This is a genomic window from Brevundimonas nasdae (assembly GCF_016654005.1).
Classification (GTDB): domain Bacteria; phylum Pseudomonadota; class Alphaproteobacteria; order Caulobacterales; family Caulobacteraceae; genus Brevundimonas; species Brevundimonas nasdae.
On record NZ_JAEPWN010000006.1, the window covers coordinates 103,674 to 127,788 of the forward strand.

The 24,115-nt window shown below is 65.0% G+C and carries 23 protein-coding genes; 15 read left to right on the top strand and 8 right to left on the bottom strand.

The annotated features are described in order from the left end of the window. Positions 1-44 precede the first annotated feature (44 nt). From JKF87_RS10585 to hppD, 5 genes are all read right to left on the bottom strand, one after another. The gene (locus JKF87_RS10585) at positions 45-1,061 is read right to left on the bottom strand and encodes a fumarylacetoacetate hydrolase family protein (protein ID WP_201099857.1); all 1,017 of its coding nucleotides are present in this window, start codon (positions 1,059-1,061) and stop codon (positions 45-47) included. A gap of 61 nt (positions 1,062-1,122) precedes the next feature. Further along, positions 1,123-1,386 carry a hypothetical protein gene (locus tag JKF87_RS10590; protein WP_201099858.1) on the bottom strand — a complete coding sequence of 88 codons (264 nt, stop codon included), beginning with the start codon at positions 1,384-1,386 and terminating at the stop codon, positions 1,123-1,125. Between the two features lie 3 nt (positions 1,387-1,389). Beyond that, complete coding sequence (locus JKF87_RS10595) at positions 1,390-2,460, bottom strand: isoaspartyl peptidase/L-asparaginase family protein (protein ID WP_201099859.1); 1,071 nt, start codon at positions 2,458-2,460, stop codon at positions 1,390-1,392. Positions 2,461-2,471: 11 nt separating this feature from the next. Then, the gene (locus JKF87_RS10600; RefSeq protein WP_236261294.1) at positions 2,472-2,651 is read right to left on the bottom strand and encodes a hypothetical protein; all 180 of its coding nucleotides are present in this window, start codon (positions 2,649-2,651) and stop codon (positions 2,472-2,474) included. Between the two features lie 6 nt (positions 2,652-2,657). Beyond that, entirely contained in the window at positions 2,658-3,758 is a 1,101-nt protein-coding gene (gene hppD / locus JKF87_RS10605) for a 4-hydroxyphenylpyruvate dioxygenase (protein ID WP_236261295.1), read from the bottom strand. A gap of 211 nt (positions 3,759-3,969) precedes the next feature. Between hppD and JKF87_RS10610 the strand changes: the two genes are divergently transcribed. From JKF87_RS10610 to JKF87_RS10620, 3 genes are read left to right on the top strand one after another with little or no spacing between them, the layout of a single operon-like run. Continuing rightward, positions 3,970-4,545, top strand: coding sequence for a YqaA family protein (locus tag JKF87_RS10610; protein ID WP_201099861.1), 576 nt, complete (start codon positions 3,970-3,972; stop codon positions 4,543-4,545). A gap of 40 nt (positions 4,546-4,585) precedes the next feature. Continuing rightward, positions 4,586-5,134 (top strand): disulfide bond formation protein B, encoded by a 549-nt coding sequence (locus tag JKF87_RS10615; protein ID WP_201099862.1) that lies wholly within the window; start codon positions 4,586-4,588, stop codon positions 5,132-5,134. Between the two features lie 4 nt (positions 5,135-5,138). After that, entirely contained in the window at positions 5,139-5,717 is a 579-nt protein-coding gene (locus tag JKF87_RS10620) for a demethoxyubiquinone hydroxylase family protein (protein WP_201099863.1), read from the top strand. A gap of 304 nt (positions 5,718-6,021) precedes the next feature. Here the strand turns inward: JKF87_RS10620 and JKF87_RS10625 are convergent, their stop codons facing one another. Then, on the bottom strand, positions 6,022-7,224 hold the full coding sequence (locus JKF87_RS10625) for an acetyl-CoA C-acyltransferase (protein ID WP_201099864.1): 1,203 nt from the start codon (positions 7,222-7,224) through the stop codon (positions 6,022-6,024). Between the two features lie 134 nt (positions 7,225-7,358). Further along, positions 7,359-8,267, bottom strand: coding sequence for an SDR family NAD(P)-dependent oxidoreductase (locus JKF87_RS10630; RefSeq protein WP_201099865.1), 909 nt, complete (start codon positions 8,265-8,267; stop codon positions 7,359-7,361). A 168-nt stretch (positions 8,268-8,435) separates the two neighbouring features. On the opposite strand from JKF87_RS10630, the gene JKF87_RS10635 reads away from it, so the two are divergent. The 5 genes from JKF87_RS10635 to aguB all read left to right on the top strand — a co-directional run bounded on the left by JKF87_RS10635 (position 8,436) and on the right by aguB (position 15,877). After that, positions 8,436-9,581 (top strand): outer membrane beta-barrel protein, encoded by a 1,146-nt coding sequence (locus JKF87_RS10635; protein ID WP_201099866.1) that lies wholly within the window; start codon positions 8,436-8,438, stop codon positions 9,579-9,581. A 548-nt stretch (positions 9,582-10,129) separates the two neighbouring features. Continuing rightward, the gene (locus JKF87_RS10640; RefSeq protein WP_236261296.1) at positions 10,130-11,221 is read left to right on the top strand and encodes a capsular biosynthesis protein; all 1,092 of its coding nucleotides are present in this window, start codon (positions 10,130-10,132) and stop codon (positions 11,219-11,221) included. Positions 11,222-11,392: 171 nt separating this feature from the next. Beyond that, positions 11,393-13,837 carry a TonB-dependent receptor gene (locus tag JKF87_RS10645; protein ID WP_201099867.1) on the top strand — a complete coding sequence of 815 codons (2,445 nt, stop codon included), beginning with the start codon at positions 11,393-11,395 and terminating at the stop codon, positions 13,835-13,837. 160 nt (positions 13,838-13,997) lie between these two features. Then, a complete protein-coding gene (locus JKF87_RS10650; RefSeq protein ID WP_201099868.1) occupies positions 13,998-15,017 on the top strand; it encodes an agmatine deiminase family protein in 1,020 nt (339 codons plus the stop codon). Then, complete coding sequence (gene aguB / locus JKF87_RS10655) at positions 15,014-15,877, top strand: N-carbamoylputrescine amidase (protein ID WP_201099869.1); 864 nt, start codon at positions 15,014-15,016, stop codon at positions 15,875-15,877. The genes JKF87_RS10650 and aguB overlap by 4 nt, the downstream gene beginning before the upstream one ends. A gap of 320 nt (positions 15,878-16,197) precedes the next feature. Here aguB and JKF87_RS10660 read toward each other — a convergent pair whose 3' ends face one another. Further along, entirely contained in the window at positions 16,198-16,938 is a 741-nt protein-coding gene (locus JKF87_RS10660) for an alpha/beta fold hydrolase (RefSeq protein ID WP_201099870.1), read from the bottom strand. A gap of 193 nt (positions 16,939-17,131) precedes the next feature. Here JKF87_RS10660 and JKF87_RS10665 point away from each other — a divergent pair, with 193 nt between their 5' ends. The 7 genes from JKF87_RS10665 (at position 17,132) to JKF87_RS10695 (ending at position 24,089) form a co-directional block, all read left to right on the top strand. Further along, positions 17,132-18,094 (top strand): glycosyltransferase family 9 protein, encoded by a 963-nt coding sequence (locus JKF87_RS10665; RefSeq protein WP_201099871.1) that lies wholly within the window; start codon positions 17,132-17,134, stop codon positions 18,092-18,094. Positions 18,095-18,218: 124 nt separating this feature from the next. Beyond that, positions 18,219-18,740, top strand: coding sequence for a translation initiation factor IF-3 (infC, locus tag JKF87_RS10670; protein WP_201099872.1), 522 nt, complete (start codon positions 18,219-18,221; stop codon positions 18,738-18,740). Positions 18,741-18,878: 138 nt separating this feature from the next. Next, positions 18,879-20,879, top strand: a complete 2,001-nt coding sequence (locus JKF87_RS10675) for an alpha/beta hydrolase family protein (RefSeq protein ID WP_201099873.1) — start codon at positions 18,879-18,881, stop codon at positions 20,877-20,879. Positions 20,880-20,935: 56 nt separating this feature from the next. Next, positions 20,936-22,225: an MFS transporter gene (locus JKF87_RS10680; protein WP_201099874.1), complete on the top strand. Its 1,290-nt coding sequence runs from the start codon at positions 20,936-20,938 to the stop codon at positions 22,223-22,225. A gap of 161 nt (positions 22,226-22,386) precedes the next feature. Next, positions 22,387-22,584 (top strand): 50S ribosomal protein L35, encoded by a 198-nt coding sequence (rpmI, locus tag JKF87_RS10685; protein WP_201099875.1) that lies wholly within the window; start codon positions 22,387-22,389, stop codon positions 22,582-22,584. A gap of 54 nt (positions 22,585-22,638) precedes the next feature. Continuing rightward, positions 22,639-22,992: a 50S ribosomal protein L20 gene (gene rplT / locus JKF87_RS10690; RefSeq protein WP_087121350.1), complete on the top strand. Its 354-nt coding sequence runs from the start codon at positions 22,639-22,641 to the stop codon at positions 22,990-22,992. Positions 22,993-23,114: 122 nt separating this feature from the next. Further along, positions 23,115-24,089, top strand: coding sequence for a polysaccharide deacetylase family protein (locus JKF87_RS10695; RefSeq protein ID WP_201099876.1), 975 nt, complete (start codon positions 23,115-23,117; stop codon positions 24,087-24,089). Positions 24,090-24,115 lie beyond the last annotated feature (26 nt).

Below are 24,115 nucleotides of genomic sequence, written 5' to 3' on the forward strand. Positions count from 1 at the left end.
CCGGCCCTGTTGCTGATCGGGCCCGAACCGGGACGCTATACCTGTCAGGCGTCGCGCGAAAGCGGCTGAACCGTCTGTTCGATGGCGCCGAAGATGGAGTGGCGGCCGTCCAGCATTTCGATCCGCACCGTGTCGCCATGCTTGAGGAAGGGCGTCTCGGCCTTGCCCCGCAGGATGGTCTCGACCGTGCGCACCTCGGCGATGCAGCTATAGCCCAGTCCGCCTTCGGACACAGGCTTGCCGGGGCCGCCGTCCGCGTCCTTGTTCGACACCGTGCCCGAGCCGATGAGGGTTCCGGCGCCCAGAGAACGGGTTTTGGCCAGGTGGGCGATCAGGGTTCCGAAGTCGAAGGTCATGTCGACCCCGGCGTCGGCCTTGCCGAAGTCCTGACCGTTCAGCTGAACGCTCAGTTCGCCGTGCAGCTTGCCGTCTTTCCAGCGATCGCCCAGCGCTTCAGGCGTGACGAAGACGGGCGACAGGGCGCTGGCGGGCTTGGACTGGACGAAGCCGAAACCCTTGCCCAGTTCAGCGGGGATCAGATTGCGAAGCGACACGTCGTTGACCAGACCGACCAGGCGGATGGCGGTCAGGGCCTGTTCTCGCGTCGCGCCCTGGGGCACGTCGCCGGTCACGACCACGATCTCGGCCTCCAGGTCGCAGCCCCAGCTTTCGTCCGCCAGCGGAATGGCGTCGCGGGGCGACAGGAAACCGTCCGATCCGCCCTGATACATCAGGGGATCGGTCCAGAAGCTTTCGGGCATTTCGGCGCCGCGCGCCTTACGCACCAGTTCGACGTGGTTCACATAGGCCGAACCATCCGCCCACTGATAGGCGCGGGGCAGGGGGGCGGCGGCCTCATGCTCACGGAAACGTCCGCGCGGCACGCCCTCATGCTCCAGGCTTTCGGCCAGGGCGCGCAGGCGCGGCTCGCAGCGGTCCCAGTCGTCCAGCGCCGCCTGCAATGTCGGGGCGATCAGGAAGGCGTCGGTGAACCAGTTCAGGTCCTGCGAGACGACCACGAGGCGGCCGTCGCGGCCGTGCTTGAGCGAGGCGAGTTTCATGACGTCAGGCCTAACCCGAATTCAGAAGCTTGGAAACTGAGCGGCGGTAACCGTCGCGCGATCAGGCGGCGGTCAGCAGGGCGCGGGCCTCGGCGCCGGTGCGGGCGGCGCGATCGCGCACCTCGACCTCCACGATGACCCCGCCCTTGGGCTCGACCGCCCAGATGTAGCGACGCTCGATCTCGACCGTACGGCCGGACGGGGCGAACCCCTCGTAACTGTCCCCCCAGGGTGTGATCTTCTTCACCTCGAAGAAGGGCATGGCGCAGGCCGCATCCAGCTCCTCCTGGGCCATCACGGTCAGTTCGTCGTCGGCGGCGGGCATGGCTCAGTTCTCGTCGGCGTAGATGGCGACACGGGCGGGCGTGGCGGATGAGGCGGCGCCCCGGTACATGCCAGAGGTGTTCATGGCGAAGGCGGGGGTTCCGTCACGGCCCATGACGATGACGCCGCCGTCGCCGCCGATGGCGCCGACTTCATCGATTTCGGCCTGGGCCGCCGTCTGGACTGAGGCGCCCTCGGCCGTCCGGTGACAGATGTCGCGAGCCACGGTGGCGCGGATGAAATACTCGCCCGATCCGGTGGCGGACACCGCACAGCCGTCGGCGTTGGAGGCGTAGGTGCCAGCGCCGATCACCGGCACGTCGCCGACCCGGCCCCATTGTTTGGCGGTCATGCCGCCGGTCGACGTCCCCGCCGCCAATCGCCCCTGACTGTCCAGGGCCACGGCGCCGACCGTGCCGAACTTGCGTTCGTCCAGCGGGGCTTCGTTGAGCGAGGCCAGCGGAACCGGGGCGCCCAGCGTCGTCGGCTCGGGCGGCGCGCCTTGCGGGCGGGCGGGCAGGGGCAGGCCCTTGTCGCGCAGGGCCTTCAGCAGGGCCTGCCAGCGGCTTTCAGTGAAGAAGAAGCCGGGATCGACCTGCTCCAGGCCGACCGAGGCGGCGAAGCTTTCGGCGCCCTCGCCGATCAGCATGACATGGGGCGATTGCTCCATCACCGCCCGCGCCGCGGCGATCGGGTGGCGCGTGCGCGTCAGACCGGCGACCGCGCCTGCGGTCAGATCGGCGCCGTTCATCACGGCGGCGTCCAGTTCATTCTTGCCGGCGGCGGTGAAGACCGCCCCGCGCCCGGCGTTGAACAGCGGGTTGTCCTCCAGCGACTGGATCGCGGCCTGAACGGCGTCCAGCGACGAACCGCCCTGGGCCAGAACCGCCGAACCGGCGTCCAGCGCCGCCTGCAGCCCCGCGCGATAGGCGGCGTCGCGTTCCGGCGTCAGGCTGGCGCGTTCGATCACGCCCGCCCCGCCGTGAATGGCCAGCGACCAGCGCGGCGTCTCTTGCGCGACAGCAGGCGTCGCCAACAGCGCCAGGGCTGCGGCGGCGGTCATGATCTGTTTCATTATCTTCCCCCTCAGGAACGGTGGTGCAGCCGCTTCCACACGCGATAGCCGATGATCGGCGCGAACCCGCAGATCAGGGCGGCGAACAGCACCACCCAGAACCCGCCCCCCAGCCAGTATTCGCCCGCCAGGGCTCCGGCGCCGGCCGCAAGGACCGGGCCGAGCCAGGGCAGCCATGTCGGCGGCCGCATCCGCATTCAGACGTCGACCTTGATGACGCCGCGGCGGATCTGGTCCAGTTCGATGGAATCGAACAGGGCCTGGAAGTTGCCGTTGCCGAAGCCTTCATTGCCCTTGCGCTGGATGATCTCGAAGAAGATCGGGCCGAAGGTGTCCTGGGTGAAGATCTGCAGCAGCAGGCCTTCTTCATCCGAACCGTCGATCAGGATGCGGTTCTTGCGCATCCGCTCCACGTCCTCGCCATGGTTGGGCAGGCGTTTGTCGATCAGTTCGAAATAGGTCTCGATCGTATCCTGGAAGTCCACGCCGCGCTCGCGCATGGCCTCGACCGTCTCGAAGATGTTCTCGGTGGTCAGGGCGATGTGCTGGATGCCTTCGCCGTTGTAGCGACGGATGAACTCCTCGATTTGCGAGTTCTCGTCCTGGCTTTCGTTCAGCGGGATGCGGATGGCGCGGTCGGGCGCGATCATGGCTTGGGAAAACAGGCCCGTCGCCTTGCCCTTGATGTCGAAATACTTCTGCTCCTCGAAGTTGAAGATCGAGTTGTAGAAGCCGGACCATGTCCGCATCTCGCCGCGGCGGACGTTGTGGGTCAGGTGGTCCAGGATCTCCAGGCCGACGCTGTTCTTGCGCTCCGCCTCTTCCCAGCCCTCGACCTCGTCCCAGGCGTCGTACAGCGACCCGCCGTCGCCATACTGGTCAATGACATACAGCAGGCTGCCGCCGATGCCTTCCAGGATGTAGGGATAGTCGTCGCCCAGCGCGCCGCCGTTTGCGCCCTGCGCGGCGTTGGCCCCCCGCGCCAGCGCGCCCTCATAGGCGGCCTTTGCGTCGGTGGTGCGGAAGGCCATGCCGTTGGCGGACGGGCCGTGGTCCTTGGTGAAGGCTTCGGCCTGTCCCTTGGGCGAGCGGTGCACCAGGAAGCTGATGTCGCCCTGTTTCAGGCGCACCACATCGGTCTTGGGGTTCACGTGCGTCTGGGTGAAGCCCATGATTTCCAGCCGCGAAATCATGGCCTCTGGTTCGGGGCCGGTGAACTCGACGAATTCGAAACCGTCGACGCCGAGGGGGTTTTCCTGATCGAGCTTGTCGGCTTCGGTCTGGGTCATGTCGTGCATGGAGCGTCTCCTGCATTATGTTTTGTGGCGGACTTAACCGGATGGGGCCGCCGATTGGCGCGGAACCTAATCGCGGATGACGACCGAGCCAAGGCTGGGCCACGGGGTCGTGATGGGCCGCCTCTGCGACAGAGGGTCGTGGATGACGTGCGGCCTTTGCCCGTGTATCGACCCCTTTGAACGTCTTCGGCGACGTTCTTTGGGAAACACCATGCTCCGCAAGCTCTACGACGGCGTCTTCAATCTGGCGCGCCACCGCCATGCGACGCCCGCCCTGGCGGTGGTGTCCTTTGCTGAAAGCTCGTTCTTCCCCATTCCGCCGGACGTGATGCTGGCGCCGATGATCCTGGCCAAGCCGGAAAAGGCTTATTTCTACGCCGCCGTCTGCACGGTCGCGTCGGTGCTGGGCGGGATTCTGGGCTACGCCATCGGCTTTTATCTGACCGATGTGGGGCTGGCGATCATGCGCTTCCTCGGCCATTCCGACGGTCTGGCCCAGTTCCGCGCCTGGTTCGAGCAATGGGGGCTGTGGGTCATTCTGATCAAGGGCCTGACGCCCATCCCCTACAAGCTGGTGACCATCGCCTCGGGTCTGGCAGCCTTCAGCTTCCCCATCTTCATCGCCGCCTCGGTCGTGACGCGCGGCGGGCGGTTTTTCCTGGAAGCCTGGATCCTGAAAACCTGGGGCCCGGCCATGCTGGCCCAGGTCGAAAAGCGTCTGGCCCTGTGGGCCGGGATCGGGGTCGTGGCCCTGGTCGCCCTGATCGTGGTTCTTAAACTACTGTAACGTCGACGGCGGCGCTTGAGCGGAGTAAGACCGCTTCAACATGACAGACGCCTATCGCCTGCTGACCCGTTGGTGGACCGCCTTTGCCCTGGCGGCGTCGCTCGCCATGCTGGGCGCGGCCCATGCGTTCGAGCATTTCGAGCATCTGGCTCCGTGCAATCTGTGCCTCAAGCAGCGCGAGGTCTATTGGGGGGCTGTGGCCATCGCGGTCCTCGCCACCGGCTGGACCATCGTCAGCGGCGGGCGTCGCGGAACGCCGCGCATCGCCTCCTTCCTGCTGGCCGCCGTGTTCGCGACCGGCGCTGTCACCGCCATCTTCCACATGGGCGGCGAATACGGCTGGTGGGCCCTGCCTGCGACCTGTTCGGCGGGGGCGGGCGGCCCCATCGACATGGACGCCCTGACCGCGCTGGCCCTGGGCACGGGGCCGTCAGTCACGGTCATTTCGTGCGGCGACGTGGCCTGGAGCTGGCTGGGCCTGTCCATGGCGGGATGGAACGCGGTGATCGTTTCGGCTCTGGCGGTGTTCAGCCTGCTGGCCGCCAAACGTCCCAAGGACGCCCGCGCGCCCCGCATCGAGAAGGCCTGACGCCATGACCGACACTGCCGCCGCCCCTCATATTCCCCTGCCGCGGCCCGGTCGCGGCGCCGACAAGGCGCGGATGGACGAAATCCTGCGCGTCGATCATGCGGGCGAATACGCCGCCGTCCTGATCTATCGCGCCCAGAAGGCGGTGTTCGACGGCCGCAAGTCGCATGGCGACATGGTTCGCGACCTGTCCGAAATGCAGGATCAGGAGGCGGTGCATCTGGACCGTTTCAACCGCCTGCTGAACGAACGGCGGGTTCGCCCCACCGTCATGACGCCTCTGTGGCGGATTGCGGCTTCGGCGCTTGGCGCGGGCACGGCCCTGATGGGTGAGAAGGCGGCCCACGCCTGCACCGAGGCGGTCGAAAGCGTCATCGAAAAACACTATGCCGACCAGATTGCCGAGATCGGCGACCGCGACCCGCCCCTGGCCGCCGAACTGACCCAGTTCCGCGAAGAAGAGCTGGCCCACCACGACCACGCAATCGAACACGGCAGCCGCGAAGCACCCGCCTACCGCCTGCTGTCCAGCGTGATCAAGGTCGGCTGCAAGGCGGCGATCAAGATCAGCGAGAAGATCTAGGCTTCTTTCGTCATCTCAGACTAGCTGTCTACGACGCAGGTCGGAGATCTGGGCGGAATCGACATTCACCCAAAACCGTCATTCCGGGGCGTCCGAAGGACGAACCCGGAACCCCGAGGGCGCGCATCCGGCGTTGAATGCATCCAACGGCATAACTGTAGCCCCTGGGTTCCGGGTTCTTCGCGTCGCTCAGCTCCGGAATGACGAAATTCCGTTAGCCGATATCGAACAGACCGGCCGCGCCGCCCCGAAACGCCTGCGTTTCGGGGCTTTGCTCTGATTTGGGCGCGGCTTTCGGCTGTTCTCAGTAGATTTCGAACAGACCGGCCGCGCCCATGCCGCCGCCGATGCACATGGTGACCACGCCGTATTTGGCGCCGCGACGCTTGCCTTCGATCAGGACGTGGCCGGTCATCCGCGCGCCCGACATGCCGTAGGGGTGGCCGATCGAGATGGCGCCGCCCGAGACGTTCAGGCGGTCGTTGGGAATGCCCAGCGTGTCCTGGCAGTACAGGACCTGCGAGGCGAAGGCTTCGTTCAGCTCCCAGATGCCGATGTCGTCGACGGTCAGGCCGTGGCGCTTCAGCAGTTTCGGCACGGCATAGACCGGGCCGATGCCCATTTCGTCCGGCTCGCACCCGGCGACGGCCATGCCGCGATAGGCGCCCAGCGGCTGCAGATTGCGGCGAACCGCTTCGCCCGCCTCCATGATGACCGAGGCCGAGGCGCCGTCCGACAACTGGCTGGCGTTGCCGGCGGTGATGAACTCGCCCTGTTGGATCTCCTCGCCGCCGCCGAAGACGGGCTTGAGGCCCTTCAGGCCTTCCAGGGTCGTGTCGGCGCGGTTGCCCTCGTCCTTGGACAGGGTGACTTCTTTCGAAGAGGTCTGGCCGGTCGCCTTGTCCATCACCAGCATGGTGGTGGTCATCGGCACGATCTCGGCGTCCAGACGGCCTTCGGCCTGGGCCTGGGCGGTGCGCTGCTGGGACTGCAGGGCGTATTCGTCCTGACGGTCGCGTGAGATGCCGTAGCGGCGCGACACCACCTCGGCCGTCTCCAGCATCGACATATAGATGTGCGGCGACAGCTTCAGCAGCGCCTCGTCCTTCATCCGATACAGGTTCATATGCTGGTTCTGGACCAGGGAGATGGATTCCAGACCGCCCCCGACCGCCATTTTCTGATGGTCGAAGATCACCTGTTTGGCCGCCGTGGCGATGCCCATCAGGCCCGAGGCGCACTGGCGGTCCAGGCTCATGCCCGGAACGGAGGCGGGCAGGCCGGCGGCAAGAGCGATCTGGCGCGCGACATTGGTGCCGGTCGAACCCTGCTGCAGGGCCGCGCCCAGAATCACATCCTCGATCTCGGCGGGATCGACGCCTGCGCGCTGGACCGCATGACGGACAGCGTGGGCGCCCAGCTGTTGCGCCTGGGTGTCGTTGAAGGCGCCCCGATAGGCCCGGCCGATCGGCGTGCGGGCGGTGGAGACGATGACGGCTTCGCGCATGATTCACTCCCAGGGCTTGGCGCCCGTACTTGTTGGCCGTTCAGGCCGTTTGTTGTGCGGTCCGAATGGACCTCTTTCCTCAGGTCAGAGTTTAGGCGCCTCACGTTGCGTCAACGCAAGGCGCCTGTTCTGGATCAGGCTCCGTGCGCCTGCTGCGCCTTGGTCAGTTCGATCATGCCCTGGGCGGCGCCCATCTCCGGCACGATCTCTGCGTCGCGGTTCGAGATGGCCTCGAACTGGGCCGCGACCTGTTCCGGGGCGTCGGCGCCCGTGATGTGAACCCCCTGCGTCAAGGTCACATAGGCGCGCTCGAAGCCGCCTGCGCCGGCGGCCAGGATGGCGCGGGTCGGAGCGTCACGGCTGACCAGATACAGAAGACCGGGCGTGACCAGCGACGGCTCCAGCGCTTCCAGCGGCAGGGCGGCGCCCAGGTCTTCGGTCATGCGGGTGTGGGCGGTCGGCGCCAGGCTGTTGACGCGGATGTCGTTCTTGCCGCCTTCGATCGCCAGGGTCTGCATGAAGCCGACCAGCGCCATCTTCGCCGCGCCATAATTGGCCTGGCCGAAGTTGCCGTACAGGCCGGACGACGAGGTGGTCATGACGATGCGGCCATAGTTCTGCTGGCGCATGATCTCCCACACCGCCTTGGTGCAGTTGACCGCCCCCATCAGGTGCACGTCGACGACGAAGCGGAAATCGTCCAGCTCCATCTTGGCGAAGGACTTGTCACGCAGGACGCCCGCATTGTTCACCAGGATGTCGACGCGGCCCCATTTCGCCACGGCCTGGTCGACCATGGCCTGAACGGCGGCGAAGTCGGTGACGGAGGCGGCGTTGGCGATGGCTTCGCCGCCTGCCGCCTCGATCTCGGCCACTACAGCCTCAGCCGCCGTCGCCGACCCGCCCGAGCCGTCGCGCGCACCGCCCAGATCATTGACCACCACCTTGGCGCCTCGCGCCGCCAGCGCCAGCGCGTGCTCCCGGCCCAGGCCGCCGCCTGCGCCCGTAACGATCGCCACCTGCCCCTCGAACCGTATCGTCATCACTCTATTCCTTCGCGTTGGCGCCGCCAGACATTGTGTTGCAATGGCGCCGCAGTGTCACAATCCTAGCAAAATCGTGGAACCGCTCTGCGGCGGCCTCGTTCGGCTCGGGAAGGTCGCGCCACCGGGCGCGGCTTCGGCATTTTCTTTACTTGAGTGAGGACGCAGATGAAGCTGAAACTTCTCGCATCTGTCGCCGCGGTCGGGCTGCTTGCAGCCGGCGCCGCTTCGGCGGAGCCCAACGGCTGGTACGGCGCGATCGACGCCGGCTACAAATTCGACCACGACATCAAGGCTGAATCGTCGGTCACCGGCGCGACCTGGAAGTATGAAGTCAATCCGGGCTGGGCGGCCTTCGCCCGCCTCGGCTACCGCTTCAACCCCAACTGGCGCGTTGAACTGGAAGGCGGCTACCGCTCGGGCGACATCGGCACGATCCGCGCCTCCTCGGGCACCCAGGGTCTCTGCAACCTGACGCCCGCCACCGGCGCGTGCCACTCGCCGGAAGGCGACATCGAGTCGACGACCCTGATGGCCAATGTCATCTATGACTTCGGCTCCTCGGCCTGGGGCGTGCGTCCCTTCGTCGGCCTCGGCGCCGGTGTGAACCGCGTCTCGATCGACACGATCGGCAATCAGCGCGCCAACCGCGGCTCCACCTTCACCGCTGACGACACCTCGACCAAGTTCGCCGCTCAGGCGATCGCCGGGCTGTCGTACGCCGTGGGCGACCGCGCCAACATCGACCTCACCTACCGTTATCTGACGGGCGACGCCTCGTGGGATTCCAACTCGGTCGGCGGCACCCAGTTCGGCACCTGGGACGGCGACTACAACAAGGTCCACACCGTAACCCTGGGTCTGCGCTACAGCTTCGGCGCTGACGAAGCACCGCCGCCTCCGCCCCCGCCGCCCCCGCCGCCGCCCCCGGTGGTCGCACCTCCGCCCCCGCCGCCCCCGCCGCCTCCGGCTAAGCCGGCTGCGCGTCAGTTCGTGGTCTACTTCGATTGGGATCGCTCGGACCTGACGGCTGAAGCCCGCTCGGTCGTGACGCAAGCCGCCAACTATGCCAAGTCGGGCGCTCCGACCCGCGTGCTGATTGTCGGCTACACCGACACCTCGGGTTCGGCCGCCTATAACCTGGGCCTGTCCAACCGTCGTTCGCGCACCGTCGCCGACGCTCTGGTTGCTCAAGGCGTCAACGGCGGCGTCATCGCCCTCGACGGCAAGGGTGAAACCAACCTGGCCAAGCCTACGGCTGACGGCGTGCGTGAACCGCTCAACCGTCGCGCCACGGTCGACATCAACTTCTAAGTCTATAAGGGCTCGCTCCGCGAAAGCGGTGCGAGCCCCAACCGCACTTCGAAGTCCGTCGTACAAAGACAGAGCCGCCGACTTCAAAGAAGATCGGCGGCTTTGCTCGTAGAGCAGTCATGGGTTGTGATTTTTTTGCGTTGTTGCGCAAAATCAAACATTTGTGGTTGAAAATACACCTTCTGCGCGTCAAAACGACTCTGGGGTGTGGGCCGCCTTCCTTTCATCTGGCGAGCATGTGGTTTGTGTTGTGATCAAAACTAGCAGAAACCGTCTTGGCTGATCTTCGCTCCTCTTCCCGCGTGATGTCCGGGCGTCGGCGACGGCGCTATCGGCTTAGAGGCGAGATCTCGGTGCGTGCGCCCAAGGCTCCCCCGCTTGTTCGCCCGAGAGGGGGGAACCAAGGTGTGACGGTCCTCACGCCGAGCTTCGCTCAACACAAATCGGGGCTTCACGGACGTCGCTTCCTGATCGTCACGGCGCCCTTCGGTGGCTTCGGCCCCGCCTTGGCTCGTGTGCTTGAATCGCGCGGCGCTGAGGTCAGCCGCATGATCTTCAATGCCGGCGACGCCTTGAACTGGCCTCGGCGGGGCGGAATCGTCTTCAGACACGCGCCGAATGTCTGGGCTGGCGAAATCCATCAGCGTCTTGCCGACTTCACCGACGTCATCATCTTTGGAGAAGGCGGCTCCTATAATCGAGCGGTGCTGTCTGCGGTGGACAGGCTGTCGGCTCGGGTGTGGGTGCTCGAAAACGGCTATTTCCGACCCGACTGGATTACGGTTGAGCGCAATGGCGTAAACGCCTCCAGCGCCCTGCCCCGTTTCCGTGACGCCTATCCCGATCCTGCGCCCGAACTGCCGACAGTGCGTCATGTCGGCAAAATCCTGCCGTATCATGTCGTCAACATCAGCCTCTACCATACGGTGCAGTGGCTGGGCGGGCTTCTGTTTCCCAGCCAGGACGTGCACTACACTGTATCGCCGCTGCGTCAGTGTCTGGGGCATATCCGACGTTATGTCGGCCTAGCTTTCCACAAGCCGGAAAATTGCGACGCCGATCTCATCGCCTCGCGCGGTCCCTTCTTCATCGCCTGCCTGCAGCGTGAGGGCGACGCGCAGTTGCTGCGCTATTCCCGCTACGCCGATAATACGGCCTTCCTGGCGGCGGTGCTGACCAGCTTCGCCCAAGGGGCGGCGGCGGGCGACCGGCTGGTGGTGAAGAATCATCCGCTGGACCCCGGACTGATCGATCTTCGCGCCGTCACCCTGCGGCTGGCCAAGGAGCGTGGGCTGGCGGGACGGGTTGATTTCATTGACGGCGGCAATCTGGCTCAGCTGTGCCGTAATTCGCGTGGCATGGTCGTCAATAATTCCAGTGCCGCGCTGTCAGCCTTGGGTTTCCACACGCCAGTGAAAGTTCTGGGCGACGCCTTCTTCGACTTCGCCGGATTGACGGACCAGCAGCCCTTGGACGGTTTCTGGGCGACGCCCCAGGCGCCCGATGCCGAGCTTTTCACACGTTTTCGCGCCCATGTGATCAGTCAAAGCCAGGTGAATGGGAATTACCATGAACCCCGCTCCATCGAACCAACCGCCCAGGGCGTCGCGGACATGTTCGAGCGCGTTTCCGAGAAGTGACACTGTTCAGGCTTGGTGTGGCCTTTGCGCCACCTTTGGGCGCTGTCATTGTTCTGTCACATAACTGTCGCCCGACGTTTTAACATCCGCCCTAGAGGGAGGTTCGATTTCGACAGACGACGTTGTCTGTCGCCTTTGGCCTTAGCAGCCTCTCATCTGGGGATAGATGTAATGTTCAACCGCAAACGCCTGTTTTGGGCGACTACGGCGCTCGTGGGTTCGCTCGCCGCCGCTGGAGCCGCTTCGGCGCAATCGACCGCCACTCAGTCGGTTGAAGATGTTGTCGTTACGGGCCAGCGCGGTCCGCGCAACATCGACGGTGCCATCGTGGCTGAAACCGTCGGTAAATCGCGTTCGACCGTCACCCAAGAGTTCATCGAGACTCAAGCCGCCGGCCAAACGATCAACGAAGTTCTTAACCTGGTTCCGGGCATGAGCTTCACGAACAACGACGCCTATGGTTCGTCGGGTGGCAACATTCGTCTGCACGGCTTTGACGGCCCGCGCATCTCGCAGACCTTTGACGGCATGCCGCTGAACGATTCGGGCAACTATTCGCTGTATTCGAACCAGCAGCTGGATAGCGAATTGATCGGCTCGGCTTCGGTCAACACCGGCACGACCGACGTTGACTCTCCGACGGCCTCGGCTTCGGGCGGCACCATCAACATGTCCTCGATCGCTGTTCCGACCGAGTTCGGCGGTCGCATTAAAGGCTCGCTGGGAGACAGCGATTTCCGTCGTGTCTTCGCTCAACTGAACACGGGTGAAGTCGGTCCGTTCGGCACCCGCGCCTGGCTGGCCTATTCGGATCAGTCGTACGACAAGTACAAGGGTCTCGGCGACCTGAACAAGACGCAGTACAACTTCAAAATTTACCAGCCGATTCGTGGAAATGGCGACTTCGTCTCGCTGGCCGGTCACTGGAACCGCAACCGCAACAACAACTATGCGGACCTGCAACTGCAGCGGAACGCTGACGGTTCGGCCAGCCTGGCCAACGGCGTGACCTGGGACACCGACTTCGATACGAACTACACGGCTCCGACCTATCGCAACGGCCAAGCCGATGTTGACGGCAACGGCAACCGTTTCTGGGCTCTGCGTCAGAACCCGTCGGACACCGGCAATATCCGCGCCCAGTCGCGCTTCACCCTGCGCGACAACCTGATCTTCACCTTCGATCCGTCGTTCCAGTATACGCTGGCGACCGGTGGGTCGGGTCAGTTTGTCCTGTCGGAAACCGACCGTCTGATCCGCGGCTCCAAGACCACGGGCGGTGTTGACCTGAACGGTGACGGCGACACCCTGGACAGCGTCCGGATTCACTCGACTAACAACACCCACACCCAGCGCTACGGCATCAGCTCGTCGCTGATCTGGAAACTGTCGGACACGCAGACTCTGCGTGCCGCCTACACCCTTGACGACGCCCGCCACCGTCAGACCGGCATGTACGGTCGGATCGATTTCTCCAACCCGACCGATCCGCGCTTCTTCGACGCTTTCGCTGGCCTGCGCGACAAGGATCACCGCATTGTCAATCTGGACGGTTATGAACTGCGTGCGCGGGATCGCCTGTCTTACGCCACCCTGAACCAGTTCGCGGTCGAGTATGCCGGTCGTTTCCTTGACGATGCACTGCGCGTCAACGTCGGCCTGCGCGTGCCGTACTTCAAGCGCGAGATGAACCAGAACTGCTACTCGCAGTCCAAGAGCAGCTCGGTTATTTGCACGACCGAAACTGCAGTCAAGCAAGCGGACGGAACCTACAAGGTGGGCACTCGCACGCAAAGCTACATCGCGCCGTACTCGCGCGACGTGAAGTTCGACGACGTGCTGCCGAACGTGAACGTCAGCTGGAACTTCTCTGGCGCTCAGTCGGTCTATGCTTCGTTCGCCCAGTCTCTGACCCTGCCGCGCACCGACAACCTGTACACCGTCTTCTTCGACGCCAAGGGCGAAATCACCTCGCCCATCACCGCACCGGAAAAGACCACCACCTATGACCTGGGCTACCGCTACCAAACGGGCACCCTGATCGCTTCGGCCAACGTCTGGTACACCGAGTTCAAGAACCGCATCGTGTCGCGTTACGACCAGGATTTGGGCGTGTCGTTCGACTCGAACGTGGGTGATGTGAAGCTGTACGGCTTCGACTCACAAGTCGGCTGGTCGCCGATGGAAGGTCTGTCGCTGTACGCCACGGCTTCGTACACGGACTCGGAAATCGCCAACGACTATCTGGATGGCACCAACCTGATCAAGACGGGCGGCAAGTCGCTGACGGAAACCCCGGATTGGACCTTCGGTGGTCGCATCCAGTATGAGACCGGCCCGGTGCAACTGGGCGCTCAGGTCAAGTACACCGGCGAGCGTTGGGTGACCGACGTCAACGACCTGTACACGGACGCCTACACGGTTGTTAACGCCGACGCCAAGTTCGACCTGGGCTACTTCGGCTACAAGAACTCCAATCTGGCCCTGCGCGTTGTGAACCTGTTCGACGAGAAATACTTCGGCTCGATCTCGGGCGCGACGGATGCGTCCAAGGCCACCTATGCCTACCGTGGTCCCCCGCGCACCATCCAGGCGACGGTCACCTACGCCTTCTAATCGCGTAGCAGTCTAAGACTATGAAGGGCGGACCGGTGACGGGCCGCCCTTTTTCTTTGGGGGTTCGGGCGTTGAAGTCGGGGGCGCTAGGGGCCATATGGCGCGGCTCGCGTTTCGTCCCCGGATATCCCGCCGGATTAATGACAGGATCAGTTCGCCGATGACCGCTCCCATCCCTGCCGCCATCCCCGCAGAGTGGGCTCCGCACCGCGCCATGTGGGTGGGTTGGCCGACCCATGCCGAATACTGGTTCGAGCATCTGGAACAGGCCCGTGACGAGGTCGAGGGGCTGGTGCTGGCGCTGGCCGGGCCCGGGCGTGAACAGGTTAAGCTGATGGTCGGCAGCGAAGAGGCCTTGTCGGGCGCCCAGGCGCGTTTTGCGGGCGTCGCCAATGTCGAGGTCGTGCCGGGTCGTTTCGGCGACATCTGGCTGCGCGACACCGGCCCGATCTTCGGCGCTGGCTCCAGGACGGCGGCCGCCTTCAAGGTCAACGGCTGGGGCGGCAAATACGACATGGCGGGCGACGACGAGGTTGCGGGCCAGATCGGTGAACATTCAGGCGTGCCCCTGACGTGGAACGATTTCGTGTTGGAGGGCGGCTCTCTGGATCATGATGGGGAGGGCACGGTCCTGACCACGCGCCAGTGCGTGCTGAACCCCAACCGCAATCCAGGCTGGAACCAGGATGAGGCCGTGGCTGCGGCGGCGCTGGAGCATGCGGTGGGCGCCAAGGTCGTGGTGTGGCTGGGCGACGGCCTGCTGAACGACCACACCGACGGCCACGTCGACAATCTGGCCCGTTTCGTCGCGCCGGGCGTCGTCGCCTGCCCGATCGCCTGGGGTCAGAAGGATCCGAACGCCGAGGTCTATGACGCCACGGCGCGCGATCTGTCGACGGTGACGGACGCAGGCGGCCGCAAGCTGAAGGTGGTGCGCATCCCGTCGCCGGGTCTGGTGCTGGACGAGGACGAACGCCCGGTCCCCGCCAGCCACATGAACTTCCTGATCGCCAATGGCGCGGTGATCGTGCCGACCTATGGCGATGATCAGGCCTCGCGCTTCGCCTGCGAGGCCCTGGCCGACGCCTTCCCGGATCGCCAGATCATTCCGCTGCCGTCGAACGCCATCCTGACCGGCGGCGGGTCCTTCCACTGCATTTCCCAGCAGGAGCCCGCATGACCCGCACGATTTCCGTCGCCGGCATTCAGACCTCTTACGGGGACGACCTGCAAGCCAATATCGACAAGACCATTGGGTTCGTCCGTGAGGCGGCTGGCCGTGGCGCGCAGGTGATCCTGCCGTCGGAGCTGTTTCAGGGGCCGTATTTCTGCGTTTCGCAGGAAGAGCACTGGTTCGCCCACGCCTATGAATGGCGCGACCATCCTTGCGTTACGGCCCTGTCGCCGGTGGCCAAAGAGTTGGGCGTCGCCATTCCGGTCTCGATCTTCGAGAAGGACGGGCCGCAGTATTACAACTCCATCGTCATGCTGGATGCGGACGGCGAGACGCTGGGCGTCTATCGCAAGAGCCATATTCCTGACGGTCCCGGCTATCAGGAGAAGTATTATTTCCGCCCCGGCGACACCGGCTTCAAGACCTGGACCACGCGCTTCGGCAAGGTCGGGGTCGGCATCTGCTGGGACCAGTGGTTCCCGGAAGCCGCGCGGGCGATGATGCTGCAGGGCGCCGACGTCCTGATGTATCCGACCGCCATCGGCACCGAGCCGCATGACGCGGGTCTGCACACCGCCGAGCCGTGGCGTCGCGCCATGCAGGGTCACGCCGTGTCCAACGCCGTGCCGGTCGTCGGCGCCAACCGCATCGGCCATGAGACGGTGACGGAGGCGGGCCAGACCTTCTACGGCCACTCCTTCATCGCCGATCAGCAGGGCACCCTGGTCGAGAGCCTGGGCGCGGACGACGAAGGCGTGCTGGTCCACAGCTTCGATCTGGACGAACTGGACAAGTACCGGGCGGCGTGGGGCTTCTTCCGTGACCGCCGCACCGATCTGTACGGGGCGCTGACGGGCGGGAAATAGGGCCAATCGACATTTCGTTGGAAGCCGTCATTCCGGGGCGTCCGAAGGACGAACCCGGAACCCAGGCGTTCACATCAAGCATCGAATGCGTCCAGCAGCGCGACTGTCGTTCTGGGTTCCGGGTTCTTCGCTTCGCTCAGCCCCGGAATGACGGGTAAGGCGTCGGCCAACTGAACGTCGATTGAACCTGGTTTTCCTGCCTTCCGTCATCCTCGGGCCTGACCCGAGGATCGGATGCTGATTGGGCTGTGCGCCGTCCTGAGCGCAATGGGGCGGATGGCCCGGCCCTCGGGTCAAGCCCGAGGGTGACGGATGATTATCTAGCTTCGCAACGCCTCAACCGCCGCGACCAGCAGGTCCAGGTCGGCGGGGCTGGACAGGCGGTGGTCGCCGCCTTCGATCAGGTCCAGCCGCACGTCGCCGCCGCTCAGGCGCTCGATCAGTTCGGCCTGATGGCGCCACGGCACCACGTCGTCGTCGCGGCCTTGCAGGATATGGACGGGGGCGGTGATGTCGATCACCCCGTCCATCAGCAGCCAGTCGCGCGCCTCCTCGAACATGCGGCGGGTCAGGACATATTCGCCCAGACCTTCCTCGACGATCAAGGTCTCGCCCTCGCGCAGGATGGCCTGCCGTTCGTGATCGGCCAGGCCGGGCCACATCAGCCGTTCGGTGAAGTCCTGCGCCGGATTGACCAGGGCCAGGCCCTTGATCCGCTCAGGCCGCGCCAGCGTCGCCAGCAGCGACACCCAGCCGCCCATAGACGATCCGACCGGGATCACCGGCCCTTCCAGACTGTCGATCAGGGCGACGGCGTCTTCGCGCCAGCGGCCGATGGTCGCCTGTCGCCAGTCGCCCGAGGACTGACCGTGGGCGAAATGGTCGTAGCGGACATAGTTCCAGCCGCGTTTGCGCGCCGCCGCATCCAGCGCCAGCGCCTTGGTCCCCTCCATGTCGGAACGGAAGCCCCCGACCCAGATCACGGTGGGGCCGTCGCCCTCGATGCGTTTGAAGGCCAGGGTTTCGCCGTCGGGGCGGGTCAGGGTCTGGATGTCGCTCATGGCCTTCTTTTGCCGCGTGTTTCGCATCCCGTCACCCTCTGCGCCCTGTCTTCGTCATCCTCGGGCTTGACCCGAGGATCAGGCGTGACGCACACGGAGGGCTGATAGGCGGTTCCGGCCGCAGCCCGCGTTCCGCATCGCACGCGGGGCGCTTCCGATCTTCGGGTCAAGCCCGAGGATGACGGAGGAAGATTTGTCCGCACCCCAGGTCCTGTTCGTCACCTCCAACCGCATCGGCGACTGCGTCATCTCGTCCGGGGTGATCCGCGAGATCACGCGTCAGGTTCCGGGGGCCGAGATCACCGTCGCCTGCGGGCGGCCGCCTGCGCCCTTCTTCCGCAATGCGCCGGGCGTGGCGCGCACCATCATTCTCGACAAGAAGAAACTGTCCGGCCACTGGTTCGACCTGTGGGCTCAGGTGCGTTCGACGCGCTGGGACCTGGTGATCGACATTCGCGGATCGGCCCTGTCCTATCTGATCCCGGCCAAACGCCGCGTCGTCTATAATCGCCGGTGGGAGACGGGCCTGCGCAAGGTCGAGATGGTGTCGCGCCTGATGGGCTCGCCGACGCCGCTGGACCCGGAAATCTTCCTTGACGATCAGGCTCGCGCCGAGGCCGCCGCCGTCATCGATCCGCAACTGGCTGGGGGCGCCGGTCCCGGCCCCATCATCGCCCTGGCGCCCATCGCGCACCAGCCGGGCAAGAGCTGGCCGGCCGATCGCTGGGGCGCGCTGGTCGAGAAGCTGAAGGCTGAGCCGCGTTTCGATGGTTGGCGTTTCATGCCGGTCGGCGGTCCCGGCGACCGGCCGCCGGCAACGCCTGCGCTTGAGGCTGCTGGGCCGCGCGGGATTGATTTCGTGGGCAAGGGCGACATCCTGGCCTCCGCCGCCGCCATCGACCGGGCCGACCTGTTCGTCGGCAACGACTCGGGCCTGATGCATGTTTCAGCGGCCCTGGGGCGTCCCACGCTGGGTCTGTTTGGGCCGACCGAATGGTGGCTGTACGGGCCGTGGGGACCAAAGACCCGCACGGCGGCCTCAAACGAGACGCGCGGCCAGTTCGCGCCCATCGAGGATCTGACTGTCGATCATGTGTTCGAGGCCGTGCTGGCCCTGCACGACGCCTATATCGCCGAGACGCCCGCCAAGCCTTGAAAAACCGGGGCTCCGGGCGCATATTGCGGGCCTGTGGGAAACGTGGCCGTCGCCGCGCCTTTCCGCGTATCACAAAACACGCTTCTTCTGACCACATAAGGAAACGACGCCCATTCGCCGTCCCATGCAAGCGCCACCCGTGAAAGACGGGCCGCGTATGAACCAGGATATCCGCGCGCCTCGCGTTCTGCTCATCGACCAGAACGGCGAAAAACAAGGCGTCATGCCCACCTCCGCCGCTCTGGAAGCCGCTGAGGAAGCCGGGATGGACCTGGTCGAGATCGTCTCCACCTCCGAGCCGCCGGTGGCCAAGATCCTCGATTACGGCAAGCACCGTTTCCAGGAGCAGAAGAAGAAGGCCGAACAGCGCAAGCGCCAAAAGGTCGTCGAGCTGAAGGAAATCAAGCTCCGTCCGAACATCGACACCCACGACTATGAGGTGAAGGCCAAGGCCATGCACCGCTTCTTCGACGAAGGCGACAAGGTGAAGGTCACCCTGCGCTTCCGGGGTCGTGAAATGGCGCACCCCGAACTGGGCATGAAGCTGCTGCACAAGGTGCAGGCCGACTTCGACGAAATCGCCAAGGTCGAGTTCGCACCCAAGATGGAAGGCCGCCAGATGATCATGATCCTGGCGCCGCGCTGACAGCCGCATTCTATTGCTGATTTGAGAACCCCCGCCCGGAAACGGTCGGGGGTTTTTCTTTGCCTCTTGCGACGGGTGTGTATTGCAACCTGTGGTCTGATCGTCTGAATGGAGGCCGGGGATCAGGGGAGCGTCTGAATGTTCAGGTCATGGGTGAATGCGGCTGCAATGGCGGCCGTTATTGTCTTGAGCGGCGCGGCAGGGGGGGCTCAAGGCCAGACGGCCCCGCAGGTGACGTCGCAGACGCCGCCGCTCAGCGCCTATGGCGCGGCTCCCTCCATCGAAAACATCGAGCTGTCGCCCAGCGGCGACCGGATCGCGCGGATCACTGTCGTCGGCGAAGAACGGGCGGTTCTGGTCAGCGACTTCAATACGGGCGAAGCCCTGTTCCGAGCCCGCATCGGAGACACCAAGGTGCGCGATCTGACCTGGATCGGGGAGAAGAGGATTCTGGTCGTCACATGCCAGACGCGCGGCATTCCCCTGATCGGCATACCGCGCACCGAGCTCTACTTCGGCCTGATCGTGGACTTGGAGAAGCGCAAGATGGTCCAGGTGCTGGACCGGACGGAGAATGTGATTTCGGTCCTCTATGGTCCCGCCATGGTGCGTCGGGTGGATCAGGATGCGGCGCTCTATGTTCGCGGTGTCGCCGTGGGCTGGGAATCCAGCAGCGATCTGTACCGGATTGATCTGACGACCGGGCGCGGCCGTTCGGTCGCGCCGATGAACTATGAGATCAAGGACCATGTGCTGGATGGCGGCGGTCAGGTGATCGCCATGGGCAAATATGTCGAACGGCGGGGGCGTTGGACCCTGATGCTGCCGCGTGCAAACCGTTCCAGTTTCCGCGAGGACTGGAGCGTGGATACGCCGATCGACACGCCTGATCTGATGGGCATGGGGCGAAGCCCGCGCACCATCGTCATCTCGGCCATGCGCCCTGACCTGGCCGGGACGACCGGCGCGTCGGAGAATGGTTACACCCTGTTCGAGGTCAATGTGGATACGGGTGAATGGAGCCGTCTGCCCTTCGACACACATCCTGATTTCATGATCCGTCACCCCATGACCCGTCTGCTGATCGGGGCGGGATGGGTCGAGGAAGACGGCGTGCATTATGAGTTTATCGAACCCGTGTCGGCGCAGCGCTGGGCCTCCATCGAACGCGCCTTTGCAGGCAAGCGGCCCAAGCTGGTGTCGTGGAACGATGACATGGATCAGGTGATCATCTTTACCGATGTCGGCGAGTCGGGCCTTTATCAGATCGTCGATTTCCAGCGCGGCAAGGCCGACATTCTGGCGGAAGCCTATCCCGCCATTCCCGATGATCAGGTCGGGGCGATCCGTGTCATTGAGTATGAGGCGGCGGACGGTCTTGCGATCCCCGGCTATCTGACCCTGCCGCCGGGCGTCACCGAGCCGAAGGGCCTGCCGCTTGTCGTGCTGCCCCACGGCGGTCCCGCGGCCCAGGACACCATCGGCTTCGACTGGTGGTCGCAGGCGCTGGCTTCACGGGGCTATGCGGTCCTGCAGCCCAACTTCAGGGGCTCTACCGGCTATGGCCTCGACTTCATGGAGGCGGGGTATGGCGAGTGGGGGCGCAAGATGCAGACCGACCTGTCGGACGGGGTGCGCTGGCTGGCGGCCCAGGGCGTCATCGATCCCAGCCGGGTCTGCATCGTCGGAGCCAGTTACGGCGGGTACGCCGCCATGGCCGGGGTGACGATCGACAAGGGCGTCTATCGTTGCGCCGTCGCCGTCGCTGGCCTTTCGGACCTGCGCCGTTTCGTCAACTGGAGCGCCCGACAGGAGAGCCGCGCCGACAGCCAGACCATTCGCTACTGGAACCGGTTCATGGGGGTCGACAAGCTGAACGACCGGGGGCTGGACGCCCTGTCGCCAGCTCATCTGGCCGCAGGCGTCGACAGTCCGCTGCTCTTGATTCACGGGCGTGACGACACCGTGGTGCCCATCGAACAGAGCCGCGTCATGGCTGACGCGATGCGCCGCGCTGGCAAGCCGACCGAGTTGATCGAGCTGTCGGGCGAGGACCACTGGCTGTCGCGCGCCGAGACCCGCCAGAAGATGCTGGCCGAGACCGTGCGGTTCCTGGAGGTGAACAATCCGGTTCATTAGGCGGGCGTAACCCGTTCGTGCTTCTACACCGGGCGTCGTCGAGCTAAGGCGGGGGCATGATCTCGTCTTCCAAAACCCCGCCCGCCGCAGGCGGGGCCGCACTGGCCGTGATGTTTTCGGTGGTGTTCATCAATCTGGTCGGGTTCGGGCTGGTGGTGCCGCTGCTGCCCTTCTTCGCCCAGAGCCTGAAGGCCGAGGCCTGGCAGATCACCCTGATGTTCTCGGCCTATTCGCTGGGGCAGTTCTTCGCAGAGCCCTTCTGGGGGCGGTTGTCGGACCGGATCGGGCGCAAGCCGGTGCTGCTGGTGACCCTGGTCGCCAATGCTCTGGGCTATCTGATGCTGGCCTTTGCGCCCAACATCTGGCTGGCGATTGCGGTGCGGCTGTTCACAGGCCTGGGCGCGGGCAATATCTCGACGGTGCAGGGCTATGTGGCCGATGTGACCCCGCCCGAGAAGCGCGCGGGCCGGATGGGGCTGATCGGCGCCGCCTTCGGTCTGGGCTTCATCGTCGGGCCGGGGCTGGGCGGTCTGCTGACCCAGCCGCAACTGGGTCATATCGGCTATCAGCTGCCGATCTTCGTGGCGGCGGCGCTGGCGGCCCTGGCGGCGCTCGGGGTTGTCGTCTTCCTGCGCGAAAGCCGGGCCAAGGCCGACCCGGCGGCGCCGCGTCCCGCCTTCCTGTCTGGCCTGAAGTTCGCCCGTGACAACGAAGTGGTGTCGCGCGTGCTGGTCGTGACCCTGATCTATATGGCGGGCTTCTCGGCCATGGAGAGCGTGTTCGGTCTGTGGGCCGAGGATCGATACGCCTGGGGCGCGCGCGAAGTGGGGCTCAGCTTCATGATCGTGGGCATCGTCTCGACCCTGAACCAGGGGTTCTTCGCCGGGAAGCTGGCGCGGCGGTTCGGCGAATCGCGTGTGCTGGCGGTCGGGATGCTGCTGTTCGGGGCGTCTCTGGTGCTTCAGGTGATTTCACCGGTGTCCTGGTTCCCGGCGACGAGTCTGGAGTTAGGCGCGCTGTCGATCCCGATTGTCCAGGGCTGGGTCATTCCGATCGTCATGGCCTTCGGCGCCTGCGGCATGTCGCTGGCCATGCCCAATATCTCGGCCATGATCAGCCGCGCCTCGCCGCCTGACCGGCAGGGGGCCATGCTGGGCCTGAACATGGCCTCAAGCTCTGTCGCGCGCATCTTCGGGCCGATGATTGCGGGCGCGCTGTTCTCGGGCCTGGGGCATGACTGGCCCTTCCTGATCGGCGCGCTTCTGACCATTCCGGCGGCGGTGATGGCGATCAACGCCGGGCGGGTGATCCGACGCCAGAAGGCGGCGGCTGAGGCGACTGCCTGACTCTTCTTGCCATCGGCGCAGGCTTGGCGTAGAAGCCGCGCCTTCGCGTACCGAACTGCCGGGCGAACAGGCATGCCTGGGCAGTTCTTAAACTCTGGAAGGCCACCCCCTGACGGCTCTCGCAGCCCAAAGGTCGGCGTCCTTCCAAAAAGGAGACTGAAATGCCGAAACTGAAGACGAAGTCGGGCGCCAAGAAGCGCTTCAAATTCACCGCTTCTGGCAAGGTGAAGGCCGGCGTTGCGGGCAAGCGTCACCGCTTGATCAGCCACAACTCCAAGTACATCCGCCAGAACCGCGGCACGGCCGTCATGTCCGACGCCGACGCCAAGAAGATCAAATCCTACATGCCGTACGCCTGATCGGCGCGCGCTGTACGACTGATCTCAACCCAAAGAATTTGAAGGAATAGCGATATGGCTCGCGTAAAACGTGGCGTAACCTCGCACGCCAAGCACAAGAAGGTTCTGGAGCAGGCCAAGGGCTTCTCCGGCCGCCGCAAGAATACGATCCGCACGGCCAAGGCCGCCGTCGACCGCGCCGGGCAATACGCCTACCGCGACCGTCGCGCCAAGAAGCGCAACTTCCGCGCCCTGTGGATCCAGCGCATCAACGCTGCGGCCCGCATCGAAGGCTTCACCTACAGCCAGTTCATCAACGGCCTGAACAAGGCTGGCATCGAACTGGACCGCAAGGTTCTGGCCGCGATCGCCGCCGACGCGACCGGTTTCAAGGCCGTCGCCGACAAGGTCCGCGCTGCTCTGGCCTAAGCCACAGTCGTAAAGACAAAGATCAACGCCCGCTCCGGTCTCCGGGGCGGGCGTTCTTCGTTTCGGGCGCCCCTTGCCGCGAAGCCGTTTCCACGGCCGCGCTCGATGGCTAGTCTGGCCTTATGTTGCGCGCCCTGATCTGCGGCCTCGCCGCCAGCCTCATCCTGTCCTTGCCCGTCGCCGCACAGGAACGCCGCGTCGCCGTCACCTTCGATGACCTGCCGTTCCAGGCTGACGAAGACGCCATGTGTGATCCGGCCTATCTGCTGCGTCTGACGCAGGATTTCGTCGACATGCTCAGGCCGCTCGACACGCGCGGCGTCGCCTTCGTCAATGAGGGCAAGATCTGTGACGCGACCCGCGCCTCGACCCTGCCGCAGGCGCTGAACCTGTGGCTGGACGCCGGGCTTGATCTGGGCAACCACACCGCCAACCACATCAACATCCATCGCAATACGGCAGAGGCCTATCTGGCCAATGTCGATGCGGGCGCGCCGACCACCCGGGCGGTGCTGGAGGCGAGGGGCCAACGGCTGCACTGGTTCCGCCACCCCTATCTGTTCACCGGGGAGACGCCGGAGAAACACGACGCCATCGCCGCCGGTCTGGCCCAGCGCGGCTATACGATCGCGCCGGTCACCATCGACAACAACGACTGGATGTTCGCCGACGTCTATCGCAAGGCCGAGGCGGTCAAGGACGCCGCCCTGATGCATCTGATCGGCGAGGCCTATGTGGCGCACATGGCCGCCGTGCTGGATGTCTTCGAGCCCTACAGCGCCGAGATCACTGGCGGTCGGGAGCCGGCGCAGGTCCTGCTGCTGCACGCCAACAGTCTGAATCAGGCCTGGTATCCGCAGATCCACGCCCTGTATCTGGCGCGCGGCTATCGGTTCGTGTCTCTGGAAGAGGCGCTGGCTGACCCCGTCTATGGCCATGCGGACACCTATGTGCGGGCCAATGGAATCTCGTGGCTGCATCGCTGGACGCAGACCGAGGGACGACCCATTCGCTGGGAGCCGCAACCGCCTGTCTGGATCAAGACCGCCTATGAAGGCGCGGCTGAAGACGTGCAACGCAACGCCGTTGAGCCTTGAAGGGTGACGAAATCGCTCAGGCCCGC

Coding starts and splice junctions, on each gene's coding strand:
- JKF87_RS10635 (WP_201099866.1), top strand. CDS start 8,436: ATGAAGCTGAAACTTCTCGCATCTGTCGCCGCGGTCGGGCTGCTTGCA.
- JKF87_RS10620 (WP_201099863.1), top strand. CDS start 5,139: ATGACCGACACTGCCGCCGCCCCTCATATTCCCCTGCCGCGGCCCGGT.
- infC (WP_201099872.1), top strand. CDS start 18,219: ATGCAAGCGCCACCCGTGAAAGACGGGCCGCGTATGAACCAGGATATC.
- JKF87_RS10650 (WP_201099868.1), top strand. CDS start 13,998: ATGACCGCTCCCATCCCTGCCGCCATCCCCGCAGAGTGGGCTCCGCAC.
- JKF87_RS10615 (WP_201099862.1), top strand. CDS start 4,586: ATGACAGACGCCTATCGCCTGCTGACCCGTTGGTGGACCGCCTTTGCC.
- rpmI (WP_201099875.1), top strand. CDS start 22,387: ATGCCGAAACTGAAGACGAAGTCGGGCGCCAAGAAGCGCTTCAAATTC.
- JKF87_RS10600 (WP_236261294.1), bottom strand. CDS start 2,651: ATGCGGCCGCCGACATGGCTGCCCTGGCTCGGCCCGGTCCTTGCGGCC.
- rplT (WP_087121350.1), top strand. CDS start 22,639: ATGGCTCGCGTAAAACGTGGCGTAACCTCGCACGCCAAGCACAAGAAG.
- JKF87_RS10680 (WP_201099874.1), top strand. CDS start 20,936: ATGATCTCGTCTTCCAAAACCCCGCCCGCCGCAGGCGGGGCCGCACTG.
- JKF87_RS10585 (WP_201099857.1), bottom strand. CDS start 1,061: ATGAAACTCGCCTCGCTCAAGCACGGCCGCGACGGCCGCCTCGTGGTC.
- JKF87_RS10695 (WP_201099876.1), top strand. CDS start 23,115: ATGTTGCGCGCCCTGATCTGCGGCCTCGCCGCCAGCCTCATCCTGTCC.
- JKF87_RS10590 (WP_201099858.1), bottom strand. CDS start 1,386: ATGCCCGCCGCCGACGACGAACTGACCGTGATGGCCCAGGAGGAGCTG.
- JKF87_RS10610 (WP_201099861.1), top strand. CDS start 3,970: ATGCTCCGCAAGCTCTACGACGGCGTCTTCAATCTGGCGCGCCACCGC.
- JKF87_RS10625 (WP_201099864.1), bottom strand. CDS start 7,224: ATGCGCGAAGCCGTCATCGTCTCCACCGCCCGCACGCCGATCGGCCGG.
- JKF87_RS10675 (WP_201099873.1), top strand. CDS start 18,879: ATGTTCAGGTCATGGGTGAATGCGGCTGCAATGGCGGCCGTTATTGTC.
- JKF87_RS10595 (WP_201099859.1), bottom strand. CDS start 2,460: ATGAAACAGATCATGACCGCCGCCGCAGCCCTGGCGCTGTTGGCGACG.
- aguB (WP_201099869.1), top strand. CDS start 15,014: ATGACCCGCACGATTTCCGTCGCCGGCATTCAGACCTCTTACGGGGAC.
- JKF87_RS10645 (WP_201099867.1), top strand. CDS start 11,393: ATGTTCAACCGCAAACGCCTGTTTTGGGCGACTACGGCGCTCGTGGGT.
- JKF87_RS10640 (WP_236261296.1), top strand. CDS start 10,130: ATGATCTTCAATGCCGGCGACGCCTTGAACTGGCCTCGGCGGGGCGGA.
- hppD (WP_236261295.1), bottom strand. CDS start 3,758: ATGCACGACATGACCCAGACCGAAGCCGACAAGCTCGATCAGGAAAAC.
- JKF87_RS10660 (WP_201099870.1), bottom strand. CDS start 16,938: ATGAGCGACATCCAGACCCTGACCCGCCCCGACGGCGAAACCCTGGCC.
- JKF87_RS10630 (WP_201099865.1), bottom strand. CDS start 8,267: ATGACGATACGGTTCGAGGGGCAGGTGGCGATCGTTACGGGCGCAGGC.